This is a genomic window from Nocardia aurantiaca, from assembly GCF_009708175.1.
GTDB classification, from domain to species: Bacteria; Actinomycetota; Actinomycetes; order Mycobacteriales; family Mycobacteriaceae; genus Nocardia; species Nocardia aurantiaca.
On sequence record NZ_WMBB01000015.1, the window covers coordinates 76,967 to 103,709 of the forward strand.

Annotated in this window: 27 protein-coding genes and 1 pseudogene; 9 read left to right on the forward strand and 19 right to left on the reverse strand. The window is 67.9% G+C overall.

The features are described from left to right. Window positions 1–107: 107 nt before the first annotated feature. The 4 genes and pseudogenes from hemC to GLP40_RS27790 all read right to left on the reverse strand — a co-directional run. A pseudogene (gene hemC / locus GLP40_RS27775) lies at window positions 108–1,088 on the reverse strand (hydroxymethylbilane synthase); the annotation flags it as partial. 8 nt (window positions 1,089–1,096) lie between these two features. Beyond that, a complete protein-coding gene (locus tag GLP40_RS27780) occupies window positions 1,097–2,485 on the reverse strand; it encodes a glutamyl-tRNA reductase (RefSeq protein ID WP_154790965.1) in 1,389 nt (462 codons plus the stop codon). Beyond that, window positions 2,482–3,243 (reverse strand): redox-sensing transcriptional repressor Rex, encoded by a 762-nt coding sequence (locus GLP40_RS27785; RefSeq protein WP_328290746.1) that lies wholly within the window; start codon window positions 3,241–3,243, stop codon window positions 2,482–2,484. Before GLP40_RS27785 ends, GLP40_RS27780 begins: the two co-directional genes overlap by 4 nt. 322 nt (window positions 3,244–3,565) lie before the next feature. Next, window positions 3,566–3,826 (reverse strand): glutaredoxin family protein, encoded by a 261-nt coding sequence (locus GLP40_RS27790; protein ID WP_154790966.1) that lies wholly within the window; start codon window positions 3,824–3,826, stop codon window positions 3,566–3,568. Window positions 3,827–4,009: 183 nt separating this feature from the next. Here GLP40_RS27790 and GLP40_RS27795 point away from each other — a divergent pair, with 183 nt between their 5' ends. Beyond that, on the forward strand, window positions 4,010–4,963 hold the full coding sequence (locus GLP40_RS27795; RefSeq protein WP_230330017.1) for an HAD family hydrolase: 954 nt from the start codon (window positions 4,010–4,012) through the stop codon (window positions 4,961–4,963). A gap of 184 nt (window positions 4,964–5,147) precedes the next feature. On the opposite strand, the gene GLP40_RS27800 is transcribed toward GLP40_RS27795, so the two are convergent. The 9 genes from GLP40_RS27800 to GLP40_RS27840 form a co-directional block, all read right to left on the reverse strand. Continuing rightward, window positions 5,148–6,167, reverse strand: coding sequence for a lysophospholipid acyltransferase family protein (locus GLP40_RS27800; protein ID WP_154790968.1), 1,020 nt, complete (start codon window positions 6,165–6,167; stop codon window positions 5,148–5,150). Beyond that, window positions 6,164–7,195 carry an NAD-dependent epimerase/dehydratase family protein gene (locus tag GLP40_RS27805; protein WP_154791070.1) on the reverse strand — a complete coding sequence of 344 codons (1,032 nt, stop codon included), beginning with the start codon at window positions 7,193–7,195 and terminating at the stop codon, window positions 6,164–6,166. The genes GLP40_RS27800 and GLP40_RS27805 overlap by 4 nt, the downstream gene beginning before the upstream one ends. 210 nt (window positions 7,196–7,405) lie before the next feature. Beyond that, entirely contained in the window at window positions 7,406–7,507 is a 102-nt protein-coding gene (locus tag GLP40_RS27810) for a 30S ribosomal protein bS22 (RefSeq protein WP_003402602.1), read from the reverse strand. A 196-nt stretch (window positions 7,508–7,703) separates the two neighbouring features. Further along, the gene (locus GLP40_RS27815; protein ID WP_154790969.1) at window positions 7,704–7,949 is read right to left on the reverse strand and encodes a helix-turn-helix domain-containing protein; all 246 of its coding nucleotides are present in this window, start codon (window positions 7,947–7,949) and stop codon (window positions 7,704–7,706) included. 229 nt (window positions 7,950–8,178) lie between these two features. After that, window positions 8,179–8,997 (reverse strand): pyrroline-5-carboxylate reductase, encoded by an 819-nt coding sequence (proC, locus tag GLP40_RS27820; RefSeq protein ID WP_154790970.1) that lies wholly within the window; start codon window positions 8,995–8,997, stop codon window positions 8,179–8,181. A gap of 227 nt (window positions 8,998–9,224) precedes the next feature. After that, complete coding sequence (locus tag GLP40_RS27825) at window positions 9,225–10,166, reverse strand: thioesterase family protein (protein WP_154790971.1); 942 nt, start codon at window positions 10,164–10,166, stop codon at window positions 9,225–9,227. A 249-nt stretch (window positions 10,167–10,415) separates the two neighbouring features. Then, the gene (locus GLP40_RS27830; protein WP_328290770.1) at window positions 10,416–11,336 is read right to left on the reverse strand and encodes a sugar phosphate isomerase/epimerase family protein; all 921 of its coding nucleotides are present in this window, start codon (window positions 11,334–11,336) and stop codon (window positions 10,416–10,418) included. 22 nt (window positions 11,337–11,358) lie between these two features. Further along, window positions 11,359–13,212, reverse strand: a complete 1,854-nt coding sequence (locus tag GLP40_RS27835) for an ABC transporter permease (RefSeq protein ID WP_154790972.1) — start codon at window positions 13,210–13,212, stop codon at window positions 11,359–11,361. Further along, window positions 13,209–14,201 carry a Ppx/GppA phosphatase family protein gene (locus tag GLP40_RS27840; protein WP_328290747.1) on the reverse strand — a complete coding sequence of 331 codons (993 nt, stop codon included), beginning with the start codon at window positions 14,199–14,201 and terminating at the stop codon, window positions 13,209–13,211. The genes GLP40_RS27835 and GLP40_RS27840 overlap by 4 nt, the downstream gene beginning before the upstream one ends. A gap of 65 nt (window positions 14,202–14,266) precedes the next feature. Between GLP40_RS27840 and GLP40_RS27845 the strand changes: the two genes are divergently transcribed. The 7 genes from GLP40_RS27845 (at window position 14,267) to GLP40_RS27875 (ending at window position 19,119) form a co-directional block, all read left to right on the forward strand. Then, window positions 14,267–15,172 (forward strand): hypothetical protein, encoded by a 906-nt coding sequence (locus GLP40_RS27845; protein WP_407671683.1) that lies wholly within the window; start codon window positions 14,267–14,269, stop codon window positions 15,170–15,172. A gap of 110 nt (window positions 15,173–15,282) precedes the next feature. Further along, window positions 15,283–16,083 carry a hypothetical protein gene (locus tag GLP40_RS33390; RefSeq protein ID WP_196054819.1) on the forward strand — a complete coding sequence of 267 codons (801 nt, stop codon included), beginning with the start codon at window positions 15,283–15,285 and terminating at the stop codon, window positions 16,081–16,083. Window positions 16,084–16,117: 34 nt separating this feature from the next. Further along, window positions 16,118–16,720: a hypothetical protein gene (locus GLP40_RS33395; RefSeq protein ID WP_196054820.1), complete on the forward strand. Its 603-nt coding sequence runs from the start codon at window positions 16,118–16,120 to the stop codon at window positions 16,718–16,720. Window positions 16,721–16,778: 58 nt separating this feature from the next. Continuing rightward, window positions 16,779–17,318, forward strand: coding sequence for a hypothetical protein (locus tag GLP40_RS27860; protein WP_154790973.1), 540 nt, complete (start codon window positions 16,779–16,781; stop codon window positions 17,316–17,318). A gap of 173 nt (window positions 17,319–17,491) precedes the next feature. After that, entirely contained in the window at window positions 17,492–17,953 is a 462-nt protein-coding gene (locus GLP40_RS27865) for a hypothetical protein (protein ID WP_154790974.1), read from the forward strand. 67 nt (window positions 17,954–18,020) lie between these two features. Further along, window positions 18,021–18,503, forward strand: a complete 483-nt coding sequence (locus tag GLP40_RS27870) for a hypothetical protein (protein WP_154790975.1) — start codon at window positions 18,021–18,023, stop codon at window positions 18,501–18,503. A 259-nt stretch (window positions 18,504–18,762) separates the two neighbouring features. Then, window positions 18,763–19,119 (forward strand): hypothetical protein, encoded by a 357-nt coding sequence (locus GLP40_RS27875; RefSeq protein ID WP_154790976.1) that lies wholly within the window; start codon window positions 18,763–18,765, stop codon window positions 19,117–19,119. A gap of 189 nt (window positions 19,120–19,308) precedes the next feature. Here GLP40_RS27875 and GLP40_RS27880 read toward each other — a convergent pair whose 3' ends face one another. The 3 genes from GLP40_RS27880 to GLP40_RS27890 all read right to left on the reverse strand — a co-directional run bounded on the left by GLP40_RS27880 (window position 19,309) and on the right by GLP40_RS27890 (window position 21,797). Further along, window positions 19,309–19,998 (reverse strand): response regulator transcription factor, encoded by a 690-nt coding sequence (locus tag GLP40_RS27880; RefSeq protein WP_154790977.1) that lies wholly within the window; start codon window positions 19,996–19,998, stop codon window positions 19,309–19,311. Continuing rightward, entirely contained in the window at window positions 19,995–21,245 is a 1,251-nt protein-coding gene (locus tag GLP40_RS27885; protein WP_328290748.1) for a sensor histidine kinase, read from the reverse strand. The genes GLP40_RS27880 and GLP40_RS27885 overlap by 4 nt, the downstream gene beginning before the upstream one ends. A 165-nt stretch (window positions 21,246–21,410) precedes the next feature. After that, window positions 21,411–21,797, reverse strand: a complete 387-nt coding sequence (locus tag GLP40_RS27890; RefSeq protein WP_154790978.1) for a winged helix-turn-helix transcriptional regulator — start codon at window positions 21,795–21,797, stop codon at window positions 21,411–21,413. A gap of 88 nt (window positions 21,798–21,885) precedes the next feature. Here GLP40_RS27890 and GLP40_RS27895 point away from each other — a divergent pair, with 88 nt between their 5' ends. Beyond that, a complete protein-coding gene (locus GLP40_RS27895; RefSeq protein ID WP_154790979.1) occupies window positions 21,886–22,587 on the forward strand; it encodes an NADPH-dependent F420 reductase in 702 nt (233 codons plus the stop codon). A gap of 134 nt (window positions 22,588–22,721) precedes the next feature. Here GLP40_RS27895 and GLP40_RS27900 read toward each other — a convergent pair whose 3' ends face one another. The 3 genes from GLP40_RS27900 to GLP40_RS27910 form a co-directional block, all read right to left on the reverse strand. Beyond that, a complete protein-coding gene (locus GLP40_RS27900; RefSeq protein ID WP_154790980.1) occupies window positions 22,722–24,770 on the reverse strand; it encodes a CocE/NonD family hydrolase in 2,049 nt (682 codons plus the stop codon). Between the two features lie 256 nt (window positions 24,771–25,026). Next, complete coding sequence (locus tag GLP40_RS27905; RefSeq protein WP_154790981.1) at window positions 25,027–25,764, reverse strand: phosphoglyceromutase; 738 nt, start codon at window positions 25,762–25,764, stop codon at window positions 25,027–25,029. A gap of 43 nt (window positions 25,765–25,807) precedes the next feature. Next, window positions 25,808–26,695, reverse strand: coding sequence for an ROK family protein (locus GLP40_RS27910; RefSeq protein ID WP_154790982.1), 888 nt, complete (start codon window positions 26,693–26,695; stop codon window positions 25,808–25,810). Window positions 26,696–26,743 lie beyond the last annotated feature (48 nt).

The window sequence follows — 26,743 nt, forward strand, 5'->3', positions numbered from 1 at the left end:
GCGCTCGGCGCAACCGCACCCGAAGGCGCCGTGCCTGTGATTCGCTCGCTGCGCTCGCTCATTGGGCTGTTCTCCATTGGGCTGGGATTGCTGCTGTCGGTGAGCTCAGCGGATTCCTCTGTGACGCTGAGCAGGTCGCGCGCCCCCAGCTCCAAGAGCTCACGCGCCAGTGCGCGACCCAGTTCCGCGGCATCCGCGACTGAGCCGACCGCTGAAGCCCGGATCACATCCGAGCCGTCGATCGCCGCCGCGCAGGCGCGCAGCGACAACTCCTCCACCACCCGGCCGTCGTCGTCGAGCGATTCGACGACCTCGGCCAGCGCACCGATCGGTGCGGTACAGCCGGCCTCCAGTTCGGCCAGCAACGCCCGCTCCGCGGTGATCGCGGCGCGGGCGCCGAGATCGTCGAGAGCGGACAGGATGGTCACGAGTTCGGTATCGGCGCTGCGGCATTCGACCGCCAGTGCGCCCTGCGCCGGGGCGGGCAGCATCTGCACCGGTTCGAGCGATTCGGTGACGGCGTCGAGGCGGTCGATGCGGGCCAGCCCGGCCCGCGCCACCACGACGGCATCCAGTTCACCGGAAGTGACTTTGGAAAGACGGGTGTCGAGATTGCCGCGCAGAGGCACGATCTCGATGCCGAGACCGAGCGCCTTCAACTGCGCGGACCGCCGCGGCGCGGAGGTGCCGACCTTCGCGCCCGCGGGCAGCTCACCGAGCACCAGGCCGTCGCGCGCCACCAGCGCGTCGCGCGGATCCTGGCGGGCCGGGATGGCCGCGATGCAGAAGCGCGGATCCTGCGCGGTCGGCAGATCCTTGTAGGAGTGCACCGCGATGTCGACCGTGCCCCCGGCCAATTCCTCGCGCAGCGCCGCGGTGAACACACCCACGCCGATCTTCTGCACGGGATCGGTGGCGTTCTGGTCGCCGGCGGTCTTCACGATGACCAGCTCGGCCTGCTGACCATTGGCGATGAGGGCGTCGCGCACATGCCCGGCCTGGGTGAGGGCCAGCAGACTGCCACGGGTCCCGATGCGCCAGGGCGCCTCGACGGTTCCGCGGACGGTTGTCTCGTTCTCGTGCACCATTGCTCCGGTCATGCGGTGTGCCCCTGTTCGTCGCCCGGGTGGGCGGCGGTGAAGTCGTCGGCCAGCTCGCCCTGCAGGGCGGAGATCTCCATCGGCGCGGCAACCGCTTGTGCCGCACCGGGTTTCAATTCGAAAAGCTCACGCAGCGCCTCGGCGTAGCTGTCCCCGCCGGGCGTGGACGCCAGCTGTTTGACCCGCACCGTCGGCGCGTGCAGCAGCTTGTCGACCACCCGTCGCACGGTACGGGCGACCTCCTCCCGTTCCCCGGATTCCAGTCCCGGCAGTCGGGAATCCAGGCGGAGCAGCTCGGCCTCGACCACATCGGCGGCCATCTGGCGTAGCGCGGCCACGGTCGGGGTGACCTCGGCCATGCGCTGTCCGGCAAGGTATTTCGTGAGTTCGTCGGCGACGATGGTGCGCGCGGCGGCGGTGTCGTCGGCGGCCGCGCCGGCCGACGGATCACGCTGCAGCGTCTCCATGTCGATCACGGTCACCCCCGGCAGTCCGGCCACCGCGTGGTCCACATCGCGCGGCAGACCGAGGTCGCAGATGACCAGTTCATCGGCTCTGGTATTGGCCGACAGCGCACGATGCACATCCGCCAGCGTCACCACGGTGCCGACCGCTCCGGTACAGGTGACCACCACATCGGCCGCGGCCATGGCCTCGGCCAGCCGGTCCATCTCGATGGCCTCGGCGGCCACGCCGTGCATGGTGGTGGCCGTATGGCCCAGGCGCTGTGCCTTTTCCAGCGTCCGGTTCACCACGATGATTTTCGCCACCCCGCCGCGAGCCAGCTGCGCCACCGCGAGCCCGCCCATGGCGCCTGCGCCCAGCACCAGCGCGGTGCGGCCCTCCAACGGGCCCAGCGCTACCCGCGCGCGGTCCAGCGCCACCGACACCACCGACGCGCCCGCGCGGTCGATCCCGGTCTCGGAGTGCACCCGTTTGCCCACCCGAAGCGCGTGCTGGGCCAGCTCGTGCAGGGTGCGCCCGGCGGCCTGCCGCGCGTCGGAGGCGGCGTAGGCGGCGCGGATCTGGCTGAGCACCTGCTGCTCGCCCACCACCATGGAGTCCAGGCCCGAGGCCACCGCGAACAGGTGCTCGGCCGCGGCCTCCGCGTAGCGCACGTACGCGTGCTTGGTGAGCTCCGGCAACGGCAGACCCGAGTGCTCGGTGAGCAGTTCGCCGATCTCGCCCAGCGCCGGGTGGAAGGCGTCGACGACGGCGTAGACCTCGATGCGGTTGCAGGTGGAGACGATCATCGCCTCGGAGACGTGGCTGGAGGCCAGCATCTTGTCGGTCAGCTTGGGCCGGTCGCTCTCGGTGATGGCGATCTTCTCGAGCACCGCTACCGGTGCGCTGCGATGCGAGATCCCGACGAGAAGAACACTCATGGCTGGACCACCGCTCCCTTGCTGGTTGTCATCGGTACCCGGGGCATCAGGCTCCCGGCGGCCGCGCTCATCGCTTCCTCCGCGGCCGATTCCGCGTTGCGGGCCCGCTCGAACGACAGCAGCTGCATCTCCACCGCCAGATCCACCCGTCGCACCTCGACGGTGGGCGGCGCCTCGAGGGCCGTCGTGGAGAAGCTCAGAACACACTGCAGGCCGGCCTCGACCAGCAGATCGCACACACCTTGCGCGGCCGCGTCCGGCACCGTGAGGACGGCGATGGTGGGCTGCAGCGCGGCCACGGCATCGGTCAATTCGGCGACATCACGGACGACCAGCCCGCCCACCACCGAGCCGATCACCGCCGGATCGTTGTCGAACAGCCCGACCATGGCGAAACCGCGGCGACGGAAACCGCCGTAGCCGACCAGCGCCCGGCCCAGATGACCGGCTCCGATCAGCACCACCCGGTGCCCTTCGGACAGGCCGAGCACATCCTCGATGCGATCGCGCAGCTTGATCACGTCGTAGCCCACGCCGCGAACTCCGTTGGGGCCGAGGAAGGAAAGATCCTTGCGCAACTTGGCCGAACCGACACCCGCCGCGACAGCCAGTTCCTCACTCGATACGATGGCTACACCGTCGTCGGCGAGTACGGCGAGCACTCGGAGGTAGGTGGCCAAGCGGGCCACCGTGGCCTGCGGGATGTCCTTCTGCAGAGCCTTGGAGGCGCCAGTCGGCGTCTCGTGCTGCTCTGTCACGTCGCTTGCGCTCCTCGTCCGGCCGGGGGTGAGTGTCCGGGTTCTTTTGTCGACCCGACGCCGGGAGACCGTCGCGGTCCTTACAGGCGAGGTCGAGTCAGGTTCAGGGGGTCGCTTCCGCTGCCCGAGAAGGCGGGTTGCGTGCCACCACCGTAACCGCTTGTGAAGCCCTGCACAAAGTCGGTGAATTCAGTCACTTTGCGGCGGGCTCCAACCCCGGGTTCATTCAACCCTCATCAGCGCGAACCCGCTACGCAACGCGCCGGACGGGATGACCGAAGGGGGCTCGGCCTCCGAAACCCCGAAAAGCCCGTATCGCACGTTATTTCGCGAGGTCGGCGCGCAGGCGCGGCTCGTCCACGTCGAAATAGCTGTGCTCGCGTCCGTCGAGCAGGACCACCGGCAGCCGGTCCCCGTATTCGGCGCGCAGACCCGGATCGGTGGCGGCGGCCACGTCCACGTCGACGGTGTCCACTTCGATGCCGAACTCGGCGCAGATCGGCCGCAATTGTTCCAGCGCCGTGTGGCACAGACCGCAGCCGCTGCGGGTCAACAGAGTCACAGCATGTGTGGAATCGCTCATAGCCACCATCTAACAACTCCCCGATATGTCGTTCGCCGTCTACGTTCAGGACATCCCCGGGCGTTACTGTGGACTTGTTCGCGCTAACAGGCGGAGGTACTGGTGCCGGAACGTTCGAAAGAGCAGGGGACGGGCTTCATCGCGGGACGATTCGGTGAATTCCCGGCGCGTTGGGGTCAGGGCCTGCAGGACCTGCAGGACCAGTTCACGCGCATCACCCGCAGTCCGTTCGGTCCGAGCGAAGAAGAGGTCCGCGCCAATCTGGCCGGGGAGGCCAGCGCCGACGCCGCCATCGCTCTGCACGATGCCGAACTCGCCCTGCGGCACGACGGCGAGACCCCGCCTCCCGCCATTGCCCGTGACCTCACCGCCGCGGCCTTCTTCGATGTCGACAACACCATGGTGCAGGGCGCGTCGATCGTGCACTTCGCGCGCGGGCTGGCCACGCGCAAATACTTCAAGACCTCCGACCTGGTCGATATGGCGTGGAAGCAGGTCAAATTCCGGGTGACCGGCAAGGAGAGTCACTCGGACATGGCCTCCGGCAAGGAGAAGGCGCTGTCCTTCATCGCGGGCCGTCCCACCGCCGAACTCGCCGCGCTGGGCGAGGAGATCTACGACGAGATCATCGCCGACAAGATCTGGCCGGGCACCCGGGCGCTGGCTCAGATGCACCTGGACGCGGGCCAGCAGGTCTGGCTCGTGACCGCCACGCCGGTGGAGTTGGCGCAGGTCATCGCCAAGCGGCTGGGCCTGACCGGCGCGCTGGGCACGGTCGCGGAGAGCGAGGACGGCGTGTTCACCGGCCGCCTGGTCGGCGACATCCTGCACGGGCTGGGCAAGGCGCACGCGGTGCGCACCCTGGCCATTCGCGAGGGCTTGAACCTCAAGCGCTGCACCGCCTATTCCGACAGCCACAATGACGTGCCCATGCTGTCGCTGGTCGGTACCGCGGTGGCCATCAACCCCGACGCGGATCTGCGCGAGGTCGCCAAGAACCGCGGCTGGGAGATCCGCGACTTCCGCACCGGCCGCAAGGCCGCCAAAGTCGGTGTGCCCACGGCCCTCGCGCTCGGCGCGGCCGGTGGCGCGGCGGCCGCGGTGCTCTCGCGCAAGCGCGAAGCGAAGGCCAGCTGATTGCACGAATGGATTTGCCGAATCCCATTCGGCCTCAAAACATTCATTCGAATCATGCCACGGCGAGAACTGATTTGGTGAGGCCTCGGTAACTCGCCGGGTACGACCGAAATGGGTTGGGCACCCGACCGCTCGCACGGGCGCCCAACGTCAACGGCTACGGCTGCCCGCTGAAGTCTCGGAGCTAGCCAGTGAACGGATTACGGCGCTTGATCAGATTCTTGTACAGCGTCCCCTGAATGGTTTCGCGCACCTGATCGGTGACTTCGAACATCGTCATCGGATCATCCGCGTCGGCGGGTTCGTATCCCGCGGTCGAAATCGGTTCGCCGAATTCGATGTACCACTTGGACGGGAACGGAATCGCGCCCAGCGGACCCAGATGCGGGAACAGTGGCGTCACCGGGAAATACGGAATGCCCAGCAGCCGCGCCAGCGGCTTGAGATCGGCCAGCTTCGGATAGATCTCCTCCGAACCCACAATGGAGCACGGAATGATCGGCACGCCGGTTCGCACCGCCGCCGACACGAAGCCGCCACGACCGAAACGCTGCAGCTTGTACCGGTCCCCGTACGGCTTGCCGATGCCCTTGTAGCCCTCGGGGAACACACCCGCGACTTCGCCCGCGCGCAAGAGCCTTTCGGCATCGGCCGGGCAGGCCAGGGTGTGGCCGGCCTTGCGGGCCAGGCCGCCGATGACCGGCGTCTCGAAGACCAGATCGGCGGCCAGGAGGCGCAGCACGCGCTGCTTGGGATGGCGGTCGTGCACGGCCAGCTGCAGCATCAGCCCGTCCAGCGGCACCGTGCCCGCGTGGTTGGCCACGATCAGCGCGCCGCCCACCTCCGGAATATTCTCGATGCCCGACACCTCGACCCGAAACCACAGCTCCGACAGCGGCCGCAGTATCGGCAGGATGACCGATTCGAGAAGATGCTCGTCCAAACCGAATTCGTCGATCTGATAGTCGCCGGTGAGACGACGGCGCGCGAAATCGGCGGTGTAGCGGACCCCGTCCGCAACGGTGCCCCGAATCAGCTCCCCCAGCGACTTGGGCTCGCGTGCTTCGGCTTCGGCGAGCCGATCGGTCAGCGAGGTCACCGGGGTGAGCGCCGGCTCCCCCGCCGGCCACACCCGAGGCGGGCGACTGTGCCGCGCCTCGAAATCCACGTCGTGAAGTCGAATCACCTTCGCTACATCACTCATTGGTGTGCTCCCGTCCCGGCCCCGAGCAGGCCGAGAAGTTTGTTCTCTGCGGCGTCGATCCACATGGGATCGATCACGGGCCGCAACGCTGCGCCCCCTATGAAGTCGTCGAATGCCTGTACCGTGGTCCAGCGCGGCTGGAAGCCGAGTTCGGTGCGCATTCGGGTGGTGTCCAGACCACACCCGAAATGGAAGTAGTCGATTTGCTCCGCGGTGAACTCCCGCATGACCGGGCCCATCACGGTGCGCCCGACGGTGCGGAAAACCGCGTACGGGACCGGCAATTCGACCCGCCCGGCCCGGCGGATCGCCTGCGACAGCGCCATCGCGCCGTCACCGGCCACGTTGTAGGTCCCGCCCGGGGCCGTCATGGCCCCGTGGACGAGGGCGGCGATGCCGTCCTCCTCGTGCAACAGCTGCAGGCGCGGATCGCGCCCCAGGATGGTGGGCGTGATCGGCGAACGGAAATACTGCACACCGCGTTTGGCCAACTGCGGACCCACGATGGGCGGGAAACGCAGAATGGCCGCCGAGATATCCGGACGCCGTCGCGCGAGCCCGCGGACGAAGCCCTCCACCTCGATCATGTCCCGCGCGAACCAGCCGCGCGGTGGCGTGCGCGCGCTCATTTCCTCGGTGAACTTCACCGGGTCCTTGGCACTGCACCCGTAGACGGCGGAAGATGACCGCACCACCACCCGCCGCACGCTGGAAGCCTTGCGGCACACCGCGAACAGCTGCATGGCGCCGAGGACGTTCATGTCCTTCATGGCGGGCCGGCCGCCACCGGAGGGAGGGCGCGACAGCGCCGCGGGATGCACCACCGTATCCACCTGATTTCCGTCGATAACCTTGCGGATCAATGGATTTCGTATATCGGCGCGCACGAACTCGGCGCGACCCATGCGGCGCAGCAGCTCCCGGCTGGGCTGTTTGGCGTCCACGGCGATGATGCGTTCGACGGCCGGGTCGGCAGCCAGTCGGGCCACCACGTTGCCGCCGAAGAACCGGCTCGCACCGGTCACCATCACCACCTTGGGCGCCTGCCCGTCCCGAGTCCCTGCCACTCCGGATCCCACTCGCAGCCCCCATTTCTTGTTATTCCCGCGCTCCAGAGTAACCGGCCAGTAGGTGCCATCCGAAGGGTATTAACCAGGATCTAACGATGAGTTCCATCACCCGAAAAAAACGAAAGCCCGTCACCGACGGTGACGGGCTTCCAGCTACGACGCGGCGGCTTACTTGCCGAGTTTACGACGCTGAACACGCGTGCGGCGAAGCAGCTTGCGGTGCTTCTTCTTCGACATGCGCTTGCGGCGCTTCTTGATCACAGAACCCATAGGGTTGTTCCTCGCGTTCTCTCGGGTCATCCCCGCCTCCGCGGGGTGCACACTGTCTGACCCTGCACAGTCCCTACCCGATACGGGCCGAATGGACCCGGCGGCACCACCGGCACGTACAGGATGCCGGTCCATGCTACCGGGCCACTCTCCGGCGAACGAAACGGGTAGGGGCCGATCGGTTTATCCGGGCTAACTACCCCGCATCGAAGTAGGACGTCTCCAGATAGTCGTGCACCGCCTTGGCGTGCACTCGGAAGGAACGCCCCACCCGCACCGCGGGCAGCTCTCCCGAATGCACCAGCCGGTACACCGTCATTTTGGATACCCGCATCAGATTCGCGACCTCGGCGACGGTGAGGAACTGAGTACCTCCGCCGATGACGGATCCCGCGGTGATTGGGCTGTTTCCTGACCTCGCTTGGCTGTTTCCAGACATCATTGCGCCACTGACCTCCGGCACGTCCGCGCCGCCGGCTTCCCCACCGGCGGAACAGACACGCACGTGCTCCTTGAAGCTTAGCGGGACCAGTGGGATTGCTGCGACGGGTGTGAGAAATCAGCCTTTGCTGTGGCGAGTCGGCCTTCGGCAGCAAACTAGCAACCGAGCAGTATTGGAAAGCCGCGGGAAGACCGGAGGCGTGGCGAGCGCGATCGCCACACCATCAACGTTAGTCCGCGGTCGCGCCGAGTTCGGCGGAACGGCTTTTTGCGGCCTCCAACGCATCATGGAAAGCCGAGCGCACCGCGCCCCGCTCCAACTCGCGCAGCCCGGCCGCGGTGGTGCCCGCGGGCGAGGTGACGGCCACACGCAATTCCACGGCAGACTGGCCCGACTCCTCGAGCAGGGCGGCCGAACCGAGCATCGTCTGCGTTACCAGTTGGGTGGCCACATCGCGGGTCAGGCCCAGGCCGACCGCGGCGTCGATCATGGCTTCGACGATCAGGAAGAAGTACGCGGGGCCGGAACCCGACACCGCGGTCACGGCATCCATGTGCGTCTCGGAGACGGTCACCACTTTGCCCACCGACTCGAGCATCTCGGTGACCAGCGCCAGCTGCTCCTTGCGGGCGTAGCGACCCGGCGCGACGGCGCTCATGCCCTGGCCCACCAGCATCGGCGTGTTCGGCATGACACGCACGACCGGGAACCCGGCGGGCAGCTTGGCCTCCATACGCGCGGTCGGCACGCCCGCGGCCAGCGAGACCAGCACCTGGTCGTGGTCGTCGCCGAGTTCGGCCTTGGCCAGTTCGCCGAGCACCCCGTCCACGTCGTTCGGCTTCACGGCGATCACGATGAGGTCGGCGGACTTGGCGGCGTCGGCGATGTCGTCGGTGGCGCGGATCCCGAATCGGTCGGCCAGCAGTTCGGCGCGCATCGGCACCGGCTCGACGACAACCAGATCCTTGTTCGCCCGCCCGGACTCGAGCAGACCGGCGATCAACGCCTCCCCGATCCGACCGCCACCGATAACCGCAATCCTCGTCATGGAACCCAAGGCTAGCTTCCCCACCGTATCGGACCACCAGTGCACCACCGCCCGTGGATCACAATGCGAAACACGGTCTTTCATATCGAGGGCGGGCACCGACACCCCGGATTGCGTGGCCCACCGCACAGGAGGCGACGAATTGGGCTGCGGGACATGAGAAGCGCGGATCGCCGCCGTGGCGGTGCTGGACGCGCTCGCGGTTACGCCGACTGATACGCCGCAGATCATGCGATGCCACACCGATCCGCTGTGCCGCCCGACGCCGCGGGTAAGCGCGGCTGGGGGATCAGGGCCAGCTGGCGGCTCTGGGCGACGATGGCACCGCTGGCGTCGATGACCAGTTGGTCCTCGTCGAACATGCGGTTGCCGACCTCGCGGCTGTGGGCGATGACGCGCAGCCATCCGGGGGCCGGGCGGCGGCGCAGGTAGGTGGTCAGCTGGACCGTGGGGGCCCAGCCGAAGTGACCGAGGTTCATGGGGACCGGCGGGCTCATGTCGGCGGACATCATGGCGAAGAAGGCGGCCACGTCGGGGTCCTGCTCGTCGCCGTCGAAGGGGCGGATCCACAGGCGCAGGCGGGGTTCGGACTTCTCGCCGGCGAGGAAGCGGGCCCATGCCGGGTCGAGGGCGACCGAGGAACCGCGGGCCACGTGGACGAGCTTGCCCATCGGGTTGTGCTCGTCGTAAACGAGAGCGTCGGCGGGCGGTTCCGCGGGCATGTCACAGGCGTGGTCGGCGGCATACTGCGGGACGGCGTCGTCGAGGTAACTGAACGTGAGGGCGGTGTGCACCAGGGTGCGGCCGTTCTGGACGAGGCTCGCGTCGATGAGGGCGATCTGGCGGCCCAGCTTGCGGGTGTGGACCTCGTACTCGACCTTGCCCGGGACGGGCGCGCCCAGGAAGTCGGTGCTGGCCGAGATGGGGAACATGGCCGCCTGGTCGGGGGCCGTGCGGCGCAGCCATTCGGTGGCGGCGGCCGCGCTGCCGGCGACCATGGTGCCCCCGTGCAGCTTGTCGCCGATGGTCCAGGTGGGTTCGATCAGGCCCGCGTAGCGGCCGGCCGACGGAGTCCGCGAATCGAGCTCGGTCACCGTGCAGACGCGACTGAACGGCGCGTTCGCCAGTTCGCTCGCCGACTCGAGATCGACGGTCAACTCCGTTGTCATCCGCTGTCCTTCCACTGTGCGGTTTGTACAGCGTAAACGGACGCCTCGATCATCCGGCCCGCTCGTGGGATGAATCACGCAATTCTCGGAGGCTCGCGGGAGATACATCCCGACAGCCGTGGGCCGGCCCCTGAAACCCCGAACACCGCCGAAGGCACTCGCGGCGGCTCACGAACCGCGCCCTGGCCGAGGACTCGCCACGGCTCATGAACCACGTCCCGAAGCCGCGAATGCCTGCCGGAGCGAGACTCAGCCGCGATGGGCGACGCTCGGCTCAGGGGTGGGCGCGGGTGTGAAGGGGTTGAGGTGGGTGCGGGCGAAGGTGAGCGCGCGGTCGAGCATGGCGGCGCGGTCCATGGTGGTGCGGGCCACCTGGGTGTTCACCTCGATGACGGCCTGCCCGTCGAAACCGTTGTGCACCAGCATTTCGCAGAGCTCGACCACCGGCTGGGTGCCCTCGCCCGGTATCAGGTGCTCGTCGGTGGCGGCGCCGCGACCGTCGGCCAGGTGCAGGTGGGTCAGGCCCGAACCCATGCGGCCCGCCAGGACCAGCGGGTCCATGCCCGCGGTGGCGGTGTGCGAGGTGTCGAGGGTGTAGTGGAGGAAGCCGGTGTCGGTGGGGTCGAAGGAGGGCTTGAAGGCGGTGATGGAGGGGCCGGGGCCGCCGCGTCGCTGCAGGCGCTCGATGGAGCTGCCGCGGAACAGGGTGTCGGCGCGCATCGGGAACATGTTCTCCACGGCCACCGCGACCGAGCTCGAATTCTCCAGTTCGGCAACCTGTTTGGCGAAGCCCTCGGCATAGCGGCGCTGCCAGCGGAACGGCGGGTGCACCACCACGGTGGCCGCGCCCAGCGCCTCGGCGGTATGCACGCTGCGGGTGAGTTTGGCGATCGGGTCCGACCCCCAGACCCGTTGCGAGATCAGCAGACACGGCGCGTGCACGGCCAGCACCGGCATGTCGTATGTGCGCGCGAAATGCTGCACGGTGGCGATGGACTGGCTGGCGGGCTCGGCCCACACCATGAGTTCCACGCCGTCGAATCCGAGTTCGGCCGCGTATCGGAAGGCGGCCTCGGTGTTCTCCGGATACACCGACGCGGTCGAGAGCCCGACCCGGACTTCCTTTCGGACCGCCCGGTTCTCGATGCTCGCTCCCTGAGCTTGCACGATGTTCCCCACTACTGCTCCCTGCTCAGTTCGTACTGAGGAGAAAGGCTAGCGGTCCGAGCGTCACGAAGACGCCCACGACGACGGCGATCACAGTGCTGACAATGTCATCGGTGCGGCGCAGCACACGCACCAACGCGACCAGGCCGAGAATCACGATCATCGCCAGGGCCAGCGCAACCCACGGGAGCATTTCCCACATGCGTTCGAAACCCTTGAACAGCAACATGCCCGCGACCGCGGCGCCCACGCTCTGGCCCGCGATCACCAGCCATTGCCGGCGATGCTCCTCCTCGTCCGAACGGCCCGCGGCGCGCGCGCGAGCGCGCGGGGCCGCCGCGGCGCGCTTGTCCCTGCTCTTGCGGGCGAAGGAGCCGGCCTTCTGCGTGAACGAGGAAAGCCGTCCGCCCAGGGAGGTCTCGGGCTCGTCGTCGTAATCGTCATAGTCGTCGTCGAGCGGCTCGTAGAAATCGGTGAGGTGGTCGTCGGGCTCCGGCTCGGGCGCGACCGCGACGCGACCACGCGAACCGCCGCCGCGACGTTTGCCTGCGCTTCGCGAATTCCGTTCCGCGCGTCGGTCATCACGTTCCTGGGCGTCGCGTAGCAGATCACCGGCAACCGATTCTCCGGAGAGCAGCTGCTGATCGGACTCGGCCAGCGACGACCACGCGGCGGTCGGCACCGCGGCCTGATCGATGCGGTCGCGGACCGGATCGGCGTCGGGTCCCGGTCGTCTTCGCGCGGACCATTCCGGAAGACCGTTGGCCGCGCCGTGGTCGACGCCGCCGCGGCGGTCGGCCGCGGCACCCTGCGGGGCGTTCGGGACCTGCGATTCCGCGTGCCGTCGCGCCGAACGCGACATCGGCGGCGCGGCGGGCGCGGCCTGCGGCGGCTCGAAGGGGGGACGGTTCTGACGCGGATTGGGCGGTAACGGTTCGGGTCCTGGCGGGGGCGACCACACGGGGGCGGCGGGATGGAACTGGGTGCGGGCCGCGTCATCGAAGGGCGGGCGGTCGTCGAACAGCGCACGGTCGTCGAACGACGGACGGACCGCGGGGTTGAACTGGGTGTGGGCGGGCTCGTCCAGCGCCGGTCGCGGGCCGTTGTCCAGCGGGGTGCGCGCGACGGTGTCGCGGCCGCGAGCGGTGATGTCGCGGATGGCGTCGGAGGCGGCGTCTCGGGTTCCGGACCCGTCGCCGCGCGTGCCGTTGTCGCCGCGGAAGGGACGCACCTCGCCGGTGTTCTCGTCGTCCGGGTCGTAGCGGCGGCGGCGACCGCCCTCGCGCGGCGCAGCCGGCGGGGCGGGAGGCTCGGCGCCCTGCAACCGGTCCAGTGAGAAATCGGAATCCAGCGGATCCGGCTTGCGGCGGCGGCCGCCGCTCGGCCGAGCTTCCGGCAGCGGGTTCTCGGTCGGCGGCCAGTCCAGACCGGCGGACCAGTTCTGGGACGGCTCGGGCAGGGATGGCGGCTGCGGGCTGGGCGCCAGCGGGTCGTAGTACGCGATCGGCCCCGACAGCGGCGAATACGCGGGTTCCGGATCGGCGGACGAATAGTCCGGCTGGACCGGTGCCGCGGCTGAAGAGAAGCTCGGGAAATCCGAAAAGTTCGAGTACTCAGAATAATTCGAGAAGTTCGAAAATTGTGAATAGTCGGATTCGATCGAGGCGGGCTCGGGTACGGACTCGGCCCCGTCCTCATCCGGCGCGGCGTGCGAGGACGATCCCGCGTTCACCACGGGAATATCGCCGGTCAGTTCCGCGACGGAAATGCCACGGCCGCTTCGGCGTCGCCGACCCCCACCGCTCGCAGGGGTTCCACTCTGCTGCCCGTTCCGCGCCAGGAGTTCGGCGACGGACAGCTGGCTTGAATCCTCGGTCATCGAGACACCGTTTCGATCGGGCCCGACAGGCCGCTGTCGGGCCCGTCGGCTATCGGTTCGCTATCAAGGTCGGTATCCAGTTTGCGCAAGATCAATCCCTCTCGCAGTGCCCAGGGACAGATTTCGAGCGTGTCCAGGGACAGAGCCCGCATACTCGCCTCCGCGACCAGCGCACCGGCCACAAGCTGCTGTGACCGATCAGAACTTACGCCTTCCAATTCTGCCCGGTCGGCGGCTGTCATTCTCGAGATGAACGCAATAAGCTGCCGCAGGCCGGAACTGGTGAGGGTACGCCGAACTCGGGGTCCCGCAACAGAGGGGGCAGCTCCGGTCAGCCGCGCCAGTGAGCGGAAGGTCTTGGAGGTGCCCACCGCCAGATCCGGGCGCCCCACCTCGAGCAGCTGCTTGCTCGGCAGTACGAGCTCGGCGTCGAGCCAGTCGCGCAGCACCGCGACGCGGCGCTTGCCCGGCGGATCGTGCCGCAGCCAGTCCCGGGTCAGCCGGCCCGCGCCCAGTTGCAGCGACAGCGCCACATCCGGCACCTCGTCCGCGCCGTTGCTCATCTCGAGCGAGCCGCCGCCGATATCCAGATTCAGAATCCGGCCGGCGCTCCAGCCGTACCAGCGCCGCACCGCGAGGAAGGTGTGTCGAGCCTCATCGACACCGGAGAGCACCTGCAGATTCACTCCGGTCTCGCGCCGCACCCGGGCCAGCACGTCTTCGGAGTTGGTGGCCTCGCGGACCGCGGAGGTGGCGAACGCCATCAGCTCCACGCATCCGGAAGTCTTTGCGATACTTGCGAATTCGGCTACGGTGTCGGTCAGCCGGGCCGCGCCCGTGGCCGTGATCCGGCCGTGGTCGTCCATGCTCTCCGACAACCGCAGGGCCGACTTCGTCGAACTCATAGGCATCGGGTGTCCACCACGATGCGCGTCCACCACGAGCAGGTGGACGGTATTGCTTCCCACATCGAGTACACCGAGCCGCACAAGAACACGGTACTGGGTGAGTCACGACTTCTGGCCAGGCGACTGAGCTGTTAGCGTTCCGCATTGTGACAGCAGGTGCATCGGCGAGCGGACCGACCGGGCTGCGACCAGCGGCGAAGATCGACCCGGCGCCCGAAGTGGAACTCGACTTCCCGCGAGAATGGATCGAATTCGTAGATCCAGCAAATGACGAGCATTTGATCGCGGCCGACCTGACCTGGCTGCTGTCGCGGTGGACCTGCGTTTTCGGCACCCCGGCCTGTCAGGGCATCATCGACGGCCGCGAGAACGACGGCTGCTGCTCGCACGGCGCGTTCCTCTCCGATGCCGAGGACGGCAAGAAGCTGCACCGGGCCGTGAAAATGCTCACACCCGAGGACTGGCAGCTGATGGACAAGGCCGTCGACGACAAGGGCCGGATCCGTAAGAAGCTGTATCTGGAGGAGGACGACCTCGACGACGAGCCGGCGCTGCGCACCCGGCGGGTGGACGGCGCGTGCATCTTCCTCAACCGGCCCGGTTTTGCGGAGGGCATCGGCTGCGCGCTGCACACCATGGCGCTGCGCAGGGGCCTGGAGCCGCTCACCGTGAAGCCGGAAGTGTGCTGGCAGCTGCCGATCCGCCGCACCCAGGAATGGGTGGACCGGCCCGACGGGGTGGAGATCCTGCGGACCGCTATCACCGAATACGACCGGCGCGGCTGGGGTCCCGGAGGCCTCGATCTGAACTGGTACTGCACCGGCTCGCCGGATGCGCACGTCGGCACGCGACCGGTGTGGGAGGCTTACGCACCCGAACTGATCGAGCTGATCGGCAAGCCCGCCTACGACGAGTTGGCGCGACACTGCAAGCGCCGGCAAGGGCTGGGCATCGCGGCGGTGCATCCGGCGACGGCCATCGCGGAGGACAAGGCCGCCGAGGCCGCGAAGAGCCAGGGCGAGCCCGCCCGGAAGGCGACGTCCGCGCAGTAATAGCGGACAACTTGCCAGTAAATTTCTGAAATCCACCAATTTCACATTGCCGCTCCCTTACTGTGCGACGGACCCCTACCCACAGGGGTCGCAGCACAGGAGTACATACAGTGAGCAAAATCCGCTTGGGCGGCCGCCATCTCGGCATTGGTCTGGCCGGGCTGGCCATCGCGACCGGCGCGGTCACCGTTCTGACCACACATGAGGCCCCCGCCGCCCACGCCGCGGTCGACTCGGTCTCAATCTCGGGATCGAACTGGACCGTCGGCAACACCTACACCCTCAGCGCCAATCTGTCCGGCGCGTCGATCGGCCTGCTCGTCTACTGGAGCGACAACGGCACCAGCCTGACTCCCGTCGGCAAGGTCCCGTGGCCGGTCGGCCACGCCAGCCTCGACTGGACCCCCAAGACCCCCGGGCAGCACGTCATCACCTGCTCGCAGGGCAGCACCACGCAAACCCTGATCGTGAACGTGAGCGACGGCACCACCACCCCGCCGCCCACCACGACCACCACGGTCCCGCCCACCACGACCACCACGGTCCCGCCGACCACCACCACGACGGTGCCGCCGACGACGACCACGGAACCGCCCACGACCACAACAGTTCCCCCCACGACCACCACAACGGTCCCGCCGACCACCACCACGGAACCACCAACCACCACAACGGTCCCCCCGACCACCACCACCGAACCGCCCACCACCACAACGGTTCCCCCCACGACCACCACAACGGTCCCGCCGACCACCACCACGGAACCACCAACCACCACAACGGTTCCCCCCACGACCACCACAACGGTCCCGCCGACCACCACCACGGAACCGCCCACCACGACGACCACTCCGAGCGGTGGCGGCGGTGGCGGGACCGGCAGCGCCAACGGCCTGCCCTTCGGACTCTGAGCGCGACCCGCCCCCCGGATATCCAGGAATACCCATGAAAATCACCCCCATCGGGCGCGGTCTCGGAGCCGGTCTGGCCGGTCTGGCCATCGCCGCCGGCGCGATCACGGTGCTGACCACCCACGAAGCTCCCGCAGCGCACGCCGCGGTCGATTCGGTCTCCATCTCGGGATCGAACTGGACCGTCGGCAATACCTACACCCTCAGCGCCAACCTGAGCGGAGCCTCCATCGGCCTGCTCGTCTATTGGAGCGACAACGGTGACAGCCTGACCCCGGTCGGCAAGGTGCCGTGGCCGGTCGGCCACGCCAGCCTCGACTGGACCCCGAAAACCCCTGGCCAACACATCATCACGTGTTCGCAGGGCAGCACCACGCAGACCCTGATCGTGAACGTCGGCGACGGCACCACCACCACCCCGCCGACCACCACGACGACGGTCCCGCCGACCACCACCACGACGGCGCCGCCCACCACCACGACCACGGTCCCGCCGACCACGACCACCACGGTCCCGCCGACCACCACCACGGTCCCGCCGACCACGACGACCACCGTTCCGCCCACCACCACGACCTCGCCGGGCAACAGCGATGGCGGCACCGGCAGCGCCAATGGCCTGCCCTTCGGGCTCTGATCCGACGCCCGCCCCAATTCCCTTGGGGCACAACATGAAAAACAACACAGGAGTACCCATGCGCAGCAAACCATCCGGCCGGGTGATCGGAGCAGGGCTGGCCGGTGTCACCGTCGCCGGTGCCGCGGCGTTCGCGGTGGCCATATCGCCGACGGCGAGCGCCACCGTGGACGCGATCACCATTTCCAGCGCCACGCCGACGGTCGGCGGCGACTACACCCTGCACGCGTCCTTGTCCGGCGCGTCGGTCGGCCTGCTCGTCTACTGGAGCGACAACGGCACCAGCCTCACTCCGGTCGGCAAGGTGCCGTGGCCGCCGGGCGAGGCCAGCCTGGACTGGACGCCGTCCACCCCCGGCCAGCACATCATCACGGCCTCACAGGGCAGCAGCACCCAGACCCTGATCGTGAACGTGGGCAGCGGTTCGGGCGGCACGACCACCACGACGCCTCCGACCACCACGACGCCTCCGACCACCACTCCCCCGACGAGCACGCCACCGACCACCACCCCGGGTGGCGGCACCGGTAGCGGCGGCAGCGGAAGCTCCAGCGGTTCCGCGAAGGGCCTGCTGGGCGGGCTGCTCGGCAGCAGCTAGCAAAGACCCGCGATCAGCCGGGCGTGACGGGTTTCTCCCGAATCCGTCACGCCCATGCCAACCAAGCAGACGCTTGCTTGAGAATTTTTCGAAACAGCCGCACTTCACACACTCGGTCACTTAGGGTGCGGAAGCCCACACACACCCCGTGGGGCAGCACAGGAGAGCAACACATGCGCAACACACCACTGCGGAGCTCCGCACGCCGCACCGGCGTGGGAATCACCGGGCTGGCCGCCCTGGGCGCGGCCGCCGTGCTCGCCGCACCCGCGGCCCTGGCCACTGTCGACAGCGTCAGCGTGTCCAGCAATGATCTCCACGTCGGCAAGGCGTACACCGTCAATGCCAGCCTCAGCGGCGCGGCGGCGGGCCTGCTCGTCCACTTCAGCGACAACGGCAACGAGATCGGCGCCCCGAAGGTGCCGTGGCCGCCGGGCAGCGCCAGCATCAGCTGGACCCCTGACACCAGCGGACAGCACATCATCACCGTCGAACAGGGCGGCTACACCAAGTCGATCGTGGTCCAGGTCGCCGACGCCCCCCTCGGCTCGGGCAGCTCCAGCACGGGCAGCGGCTTCGGCCCGGCCGGCCCGCTCGGCAGCGGCAGCAGCGGCACCACGCCGAACACCAACTAGGCCCGCCGTTCCGCATCACGTTGGCGCTCGGATGCCCGAGAGTCGTTGTTACACAGAGGAATTCCCCATGAGCATGATGTCCTACCGGATCGGCGCGGGCGTCGCCGGCCTGGCGACCGCAGCGGCCGTCGCCGTCTTCGCCGCACCCGGCGCGAACGCGACCGTCGACTCCGTGAGCATCTCGGGCACCGCCCCGTACACCATCAACACCAGCTATACCCTCACGGCGAATCTGAGCGGCGCGAGCATCGGCCTGCTGGTGTACTGGTCCGACAATGGCACCAACCTCACTCCGGCCGGCAAGGTGCCGTGGCCGATCGGCTACTCCAGCATCGACTGGAAGCCCACCACCGCGGGCCAGCACCTGCTGACCGCCTCCCAGGGCGGCAACACCAAGACCATCATCGTGAATGTGACCGACCCGTCCCAGCCGGGCGGCGGCACCGGCGGCAGCGGCGGTGGCGGCGGAACCGGTGGCGGCGGGACCGGCAGCGCTGGTTCAGCGCTGGGCGGGCTGCTCGGCGGGCTCACTGGCAGCGCGGGCTCGTAGTCCGCACGAGCGTCCGTGCCCGCCGTCACAATCCGGCGGGCACGGGCACCCGGACCCACGCCCGCGTCGTTATGTGACGCAATCCCGGGTGTCCGGCAGATGAACAACCGGCGCCCGCGCCGGACAATCGAATCAGACTGCGTAGAAGTATGTTTCGTATTCCCGGCGGTCCGGTGACCTCGACGAGTGAATAGCCGGAAGTGTGCATGACATCGTCCCGCTATTGCGAATTCACCGAAACGTGTTAGACATCCTGGCCATGATCAAGAAAACCCTCGCCGTGGCCGCCCTGACCGCCGGTGCCGTTATCGCCATTGCGCCGCAGGCCTCCGCCGATAACGCCGATCCCAACACGTTCTCCGACCGCACCGCGGATTTCGTCGCGTACAACGATCCCGCCGTACTGAGCGCCAAGGATGCCGGCAAGCAGATCATCGTCAGCCCCTATGGCACCAGCCACACCATCGCGTGCAAGGGCAATGGCGCGGACGTGCCGTGGTACGGCTGCATGCAGCAGGACAACCCGGGCCTGGGCTGGCTCATCCTGGACCAGCAGGACCTGCCGGGTCTCGGTCCGGCGTGGGTCTACACCATGAAGTCGGACCCGAATGCTTGACCTGAGCCAAGAAGAGCACGCCCGCTTCGTCACCGAAGCGGGCGTGCTCTTCTTTCGCGACGTATGAGAACGCGACGACTGATTTCGTAACGGTCCGGGTACGCCCAGAATTGTTTCGGCACCGACCGCCGGCACGCGCGCACAGCTGTCAACGGCTCTTTGCCGTGCGCTGAAGGCGCGGGGAGGCGGTCAAGCCTCCAGCTTGTAGCCCAGGCCGCGCACGGTGACCAGGTGCTCCGGCTTGGCCGGGTCGGCCTCGATCTTGGATCGCAGCCGCTTGACGTGCACGTCGAGGGTCTTGGTGTCGCCGACGTAATCGGCACCCCAGACGCGATCGATGAGCTGGCCGCGAGTGAGCACGCGGCCGGAATTGCGTAGCAGGTATTCGAGCAGGTCGAACTCCTTGAGCGGCAGGGTCACCGCCTTGCCGTTCACCTGGACGGTGTGGCGGTCCACGTCCATGCGCACCGGGCCGGCCTCCAGCACGCTGGTCTCGCTGCCGTTGTCGGGTTCCTCGCCGGCGCCGCGGCGCAGCACGGCCCGGATGCGAGCGATCAGCTCACGCGAGGAGTAGGGCTTGGTGACGTAGTCGTCGGCGCCCAGTTCCAGGCCGACCACCTTGTCGATCTCGCTGTCACGCGCGGTCACCATGATGACCGGGACACTGCCGCGAGCGCGCAGTTGCTTGCACACGTCGGTGCCGCTCATGCCGGGGAGCATGAGATCGAGCAGGACGATGTCCGCGCCGGAACGATCGAACTCGGCCAGGGCGGCCGGGCCGTCACCCACCACGGTGACCTCGAACCCCTCCTTGCGCAGCAGGAACGCGAGCGGATCGGCCAGCGACTCCTCGTCCTCGACGATCAGCACACTCGTCATCGGGTTGCCTCCACACCGTTGGTTCTGGCCCGCCCGAGGGGGCGCGAGCCGTTTTCCTTCTTGGCCACCGGAACACCGGCGGCAAGTCTCTTGTCGACCTGCCCGTTGGAATCGGCAGGATGGGCCGGGATACGCAGGGTGAACGTCGATCCGGTGCCCAGTTTGCTCCACAGGGTGATCTCACCGTTGTGGTTGGCGGCCACATGCTTGACGATAGCCAGCCCGAGGCCGGTACCGCCGGTGGCACGCGAGCGCGCCTTGTCGGCCCGGAAGAAACGCTCGAAGACGCGCTCCTGGTCCTCCTTGGAGATGCCGATACCACGATCGGTGACCGCGATATTGACGTAGCCGCCGCGCAGCGCCCGGCTCACCGACACGTGCGAGCCGCGCGGCGAGTAGGCGATGGCGTTCTCGACCAGGTTGGACAGCGCGGTCACCAGCAGGGTCTGGTCGCCGAGCACCTCGAGCCCGCTGGTGGCGTCGGTGGAGACGGTGATGCCCGCGGCCTCGGCGGCGGTGCGGGAGCGCTCGATGGCCTGGGTGACGACGGTGTCGACGTCGACGGCCTCCAGCTCCGGGAGCCGTTCGGCGCCCTGCAGGCGCGACAGCGCGATGAGCTCGGTCACCATCTTGCCCATTCGGCGGGCCTCGCCGTGCAGGCGTTCCCCGAAGTGCCGTACCGAGTCCGGATCGTCGGCGGATTCCAGCAACGCCTCAGCCAACAGGCTCATGGCGCCGACCGGAGTCTTCAGCTCATGGCTCACATTGGCGACGAAGTCGCGGCGGGTGGCCTCCATGCGGGCCTGCTCGGAATCGTCGTCCGCGAACAGGACCACGAAGTTCGGGTTCTCCTGGGAGAGCGGTCGAGCAACCCCGCGGACAGCGAGGCGGGCGCGGCCGGGCATGGGGATCTTGGCGGTGAGCTCGAATTCCACGTCCTGGCCGCCGGCCAGCACCCGTTCGACCGCGGCCCAGGCCCGTTCGTCGAGCAGGCGGTCGTGGACGACGCCCAGTTCCTCGGCCCTCGGGTTCACCAGCACCACATCCCGGTACTGGTCCACCACCGCGATGCCGGACTCGGAGGCGAGCACGATCAGGTCCAGGACCTGTGACATGGTCAGCCCGGTATCGGTGGCGGCGCGCAGCCGCTCCTGGCGAGCGTTCACATACGGGATGAGCAGTCCTCCGACGGCCAGTCCGACTACGGCCGCCAGGACTGCCAAAAGCACGGCCTGTGGAACGCTCACACTGTGAATCGTACGGTCGCCGACGCGCGGTCAAACCCCGGGTGCAGGAAGTTTCATGCAGGTCATAGGCACTTCCATCCTCGTTAGCCCGACGTTCACGCAAAGTTCGGTCAGCGTGTCGCGGCAGGTGAGCGCCCCTGTGGCAACCACTTTCGCAACGACGGATCAGTCCTCCGGATCGCCGTAGAGGGCGGTGCGGACAGCGTCGCCGTGGCGGTCCGTCCACTCGCCCAGAGCGAAGATCGGATTCAGCAGATCGATGCCCGCCGAGGTCAGCGAATACTCAACGCGCGGTGGCGATTCCGCGTAGCGGCGACGTTCCAGCAATCCCATCCGCTGCATGCGCCGCAGGGTCTGGGTGAGCATCTTCTGACTGATGCCGCCGATGGCCCGCCGCAATTCCACCGGCCGCATCGGGCCCTCGCGGAGTGTGTAAACGATCACTGTCAGCCACGAATTGCCGAAGATGTCCACCGCGAGCCGTGCCGGGCAGTCGGACTCATGGCCACCGTACTCGGCGAACCGCACCGGTGCGAAGCTCTCGACCGTCATGAATACAGCCTGCCAGCTGTGTTGGGCACCCGGAGGTGCGCATCGGAATGCCTAGCGTCGGATTCTCAGACCATATCCAGGAGTTGAGATGCGAATCGGAATCATCGGCGCCGGTCAGATGGCGCGGGCGCTCGGCGGCGGCTGGGCCGCGGCCGGACATGAGATCGCCCTCGGAGCACGGACGTCCACCCGCGCCGGGGAAACGGCGGCGGCTATCGGACATGGCGCGCGCGCCGTGACCGTGGCCCAGGCTGCCCGCTTCGGCGAGGTCACCCTGCTCGCTGTGCCGGTCGACGCGCTCGCGGACGTGCTGCGGACGGCGAATGGGGACAATGCGGAACTTCCGCGCGCGGCGGATGGCAACCGGCCCGCGCATATCTTCGCGGGTCGCACGGTAATCGACTGCACCAATGCGTTCGCACCGGACAACGGCGGATTCACCCTCTCCGAACCCGCTGTGGCCGAAAGGATCGCGGAGACGGCGCCCGGAGCGCGCGTGGTGAAGGCGTTCAACCTCTTGGCGGCGGAGGTGTGGGCGTGCTCGGACCGCGTCTTCGAAGGCCGTGCCCTGACCGTGCCACTGTGCGGCGACGACGCCGACGCGGTCGCGACGGTCGGCGGACTGGCCGAGGATCTGAAGCTGCGGCCCGTGCACGCGGGCGGCCTGCGCCAGGCCCGATACCTCGAAGCCGCTTCGGCTTTCGTCGTCGGCCTGTGGTTCGCGGGCCACGACGTCCGAGCCATGCTCCCGCCGCTGGAATCGGCCTTCGCGATCCCTGACGCCGAATAATCCCGGTCGCGCGGAACGCGCGCGCCGCCACTGTTCATGCGCCATCGGGGCCGTAGCGGCGGCCCGAAAACCGGAAACCCCGGGGTGCACGCCATTGTGCACTCCCGGGGAATTCATTTCCCGGCGAAGCGGATTCACCAACCGGTATTGCCGCGGACCGGGATATTCACGAAGCTCGGGCGGTCGGGATCGAGCTGGAGGTGCTCGGGCTTCAGGCCGGTGTCGATGAGCATGGGGAGGATGGGCAGGCCCTTGGGGAAGTTGCCGGCGAAGACGTCGACACGCAGGCGGTGACCCGACTGCAGGACGGCCTGGGTGCCGCCGAGGGCGATATCGAGGGTGGTGGCCTCGCCGGGGACGGTCTCCTGGCGCTTGTCCAGGGAGGTGAAGGCGCGCGGATCGGTGTAGTCGCCATTGGCGGAGCGGGTGCTGTTGGCCTCGTCGACCTGGCGCAGCGAGGCCATGAGCTCACCGGAGGTCAGCACGGTCGACTGACCGTCGGGCGCGACGTCGTTGACGGTGACGGTCCAGTAGCCGTCGACGGCGTCCTGAACGGTGTTGAGGTGCACCGCGATCGGGCCGGAGATGGTGGTGGCCTCGGCCACCGGCGCGCTGGTGAAGGTGAGCGCGTTGGTCTCGGCGATGCGAGAGTCCTTGGAGCAGGCGTCGATCAGGTTGAGCACGCCCGCGGTGGCCTGGGCCGCGTCATTGGAGCAGATGGTGGACAGGCCGGGTGCGATGGTGAGCCGGTCGGTGTCGCCATTGGCGTCACCGGTGAGCGAGCCGTCGTAGCCGCTGTTCGCGGTGCCGGAGCGCTGCGACGAGAAATACATGCGGCGATATTCGGCGGCTTCGGAAACCGGTGCGGTAGGGCCGAATCCGCCCTGGGTGGTCCAGCCGCCGCCCTGCTGCTTGAGGGTCACCGGGCCGTAGGAGTCGATGCCGTTGTCGATGCCCTTGAGCCACTTGTCGAACCAGGCGCGCTGCAGCACGTCCAGGCGCGGCGGCGCACCGACCTTGTTGACGTCCGCGCCCGAGGTGACGTGATAGGTGTTGCCCATCAGCAGCTGCTTCTGGCCGGGCGGCAGCGGAATCTGGTTGTAGATCTTGGATTCCGAGTAGGTGAACAGGTCGTGCCAGCCGCCGGTCACGAAGGTCGGCACCTGGATGCGGGTCGGATCGCCCAGCCAATCCTGCCGTTCCTGGGTGAAGTCGTTGAGCATGTCCGTCACGCGCGGGTCGAGGCCGTCCATGGTCGTGCTGGTGTAGGCCGACATGAGCACGTCGAGGTAGCCGAAGGGATCGTTGGCGCGATCCTGCAGCCACTTGAAGTCGAAGGTGCCGTTGGCGATCGAGGCCAGGTCCGGTACCCACTTGAGGCCGTTGATGGCGCTCAACCACAGCGGAATGAAGTTGAAGCCGAAGCCGCCGCCGGGCGCGAGCACGTCGTCGATGAGGTCGCTGCCGGGCACGATGGGGAAGATGGCCTTCAGCGCGGGCGGATGCTTCTCGGCGGCTTGCACCTGATTGATGGCCGAGTAGGACAGGCCGTTCATGCCGACGCGGCCATTGCTGAAGCCCTGCTTGGACGCCCAGTCGATGACCTCGACGGTGTCCTGCTGTTCGCGGCCGCGCAGCATGTCCCACTCGCCCTGCGAGAAACCGGTGCCGCGCACGTCCACGACGACCTGCGTGTACCCGGACTTGATGAGCTGGCGGTCGACGGAGAAGTTGCGGAGTTCGCCGTTGCCCGCCGCGTTCAGCAGTTCACCGAAGCCGGTGAGCGGAGTGCCGTCGAGGTGGATATTGCGGAAGACGTCGAGGAGCGCGTCGGACAGGCCCGGAATCGAGAAGACGCTGTCGGCGACGTTCGACACCAGTTTGGTGTAGGGCGTCATATTGACGACGGTCGGCGTCGGGGCGTCGATGGGACGGCCCGCTAAGTCGGCCGGATGGTAGACATTGGCCTTGAGGACGGTGCCGTCACTCATCGTGATCGGGACGTCCCAGTCGATGAAGACGTTGGGGTACTGCTGCTGCCCGTCTTCGGTATTGGTCCATTCGGCCCCGGCGGCGCCACCGTCGGGCCCGGTGGGGTTGGTGGCATCGGCGGTGATGCCGGTAACAGGCAGGAGTAGAGCGACCGCGGTGGCGAAGACCGTGGCCCGTAGCGCGTGCTTCATCGAACGTGATCTACCTCTCGCAAATGGCCGAACGCCCAGCAGCATATCTACCGCGAAGTAAGTTGCAAACCCCGGTTACAGCAACCGGTCAAGCGGGCAACGGCGCGGCAAATTCTTTTGCGGGACACGGGAATACCCTACGGTGACGTAGTGAGACGTGTATCACATCGATATTGAAAACGGATGGCGCCCCGCCCAAATGGCATTGGACGGGGCACTATTCGGGGTTCGCGGGGGCGGACAGTTACGAGGGTTGTTATTTCCCGCCCTGGTTCGCGACGGCGGCGGCGCCGGCCGCGGCGGCCTCTGGATCGAGGTATTCACCCTTGCCGATCGGCCGCAGGTTCTCGTCCAGCTCGTACTTGAGCGGGATGCCGGTGGGGATGTTCAGCTCGGAAATCTCCTCATCCGAGATGTTCTCCAGATGCTTGACCAGCGCACGCAGCGAATTACCGTGCGCGGCAACGAGAACCGTCTTGCCCGAGCGAACGTCGGCCGCGATGGTGTCCTCCCAGTACGGGACCATGCGGGCGACGACGTCCTTGAGGCATTCGGTGCGCGGCACCTCGACGCCGGCGTAGCGCGGATCGCCGGCCTGGCTGTATTCGCTGTCCACCTCGATGGGCGGCGGCGGGGTGTCGTAGCTGCGACGCCAGAGCATGAACTGGTCGTTGCCGTACTGCTCTTTGATCTCCGTCTTGTTCTTGCCCTGCAGCGCGCCGTAGTGGCGCTCGTTCAGGCGCCAGTCGCGGACCACCGGGATCCAGTGGCGGTCGCAGGCGTCGAGGGCATTGTTCGCGGTGCTGATAGCGCGGCGCAGCAGCGAGGTGTAGACGATATCCGGCAGAATCCCGTGCTCGGCCAGCAATTCACCGGCACGCTTGCCCTCCGCGACACCCTTGTCGGTCAGACGAACGTCCACCCAACCGGTGAACAGGTTCAGGGCATTCCATTCGCTCTCGCCGTGGCGCAGCAACACGAGGGTGTACGTCATGGGGTCATCCTCCCACGCGGGGTTTCGCCTGCATTCGCGGCCCTCAGGCCGCACCGAGCGCGAGCAGGGCGGCACCTCGCAGGGTGGCTTGATCGGTCAATTCGGAGGGCACCACGCGGAGTTCACGCAGGAATGTCAGGCGCGCGTGCGCGGCGGCGGAATCCCGCAGCGGACGCCACAACGGTTCCCCGGATTGCGCGAAGCCGCCCCCGATGACAACCAGATCGGTGTCGAGCAGCGCGGCGGCCGACGCGACCGCCGTCCCGATGGCGGTTCCGGCCCGCTCCAGCGCCGCGACCGCGACCGGCTCCCCGGCGTGCGCGGCGGCGGCCAGCTCGAGCCCCGTCGTTCCCGTCCATCCCTGCCGCCGAGCCCATCGCACCGACGACTTGCCGCTGGCCACGGCTTCCACGCACCCGAAACCACCGCAGGCGCAGGGTTCGTCGTGGCCGGGCACCACGATGTGGCCGATGTGCCCGCCATTCCCGGTGCGTCCCATGACGACTCGCCCATCGGAGATGATGCCGCCGCCGATCCCGGACGAAACGGTCATAGCAAGAACATTCGGAACCCCGCGGGCGGCGCCGAACCGCTGCTCGGCCAGCGCCAGGCAGGCACCGTCGATAGCGAACCGAATCTTCGCCTCCGGAAACGCCTTCCGCACGGATTCCACCAGCGGGAACCCCTCGGCCCATTCCGGAATATTGAGCGGCCCGCAGACCCCCGCGGCCACATTCACCGGCCCGGCCGACCCGATACCCACCGAACGTACCCGCAGGTCCCCCGCGACCTCCGACAGCAATGCCCGGCAGGCATCCCATACTCCGGTGTCCGGAACCCGGATCCGCCGCGATTCCGCCACCGCCCCCGCCGAATCGACGATCCCCGCGGCGAATTTCGTCGCTCCGATATCCAATGCCAGCGCCACCATGTCGGCCGGTCTCCTCGCGTCGGTGAAATCGGTCCGATTGTGCCAGTG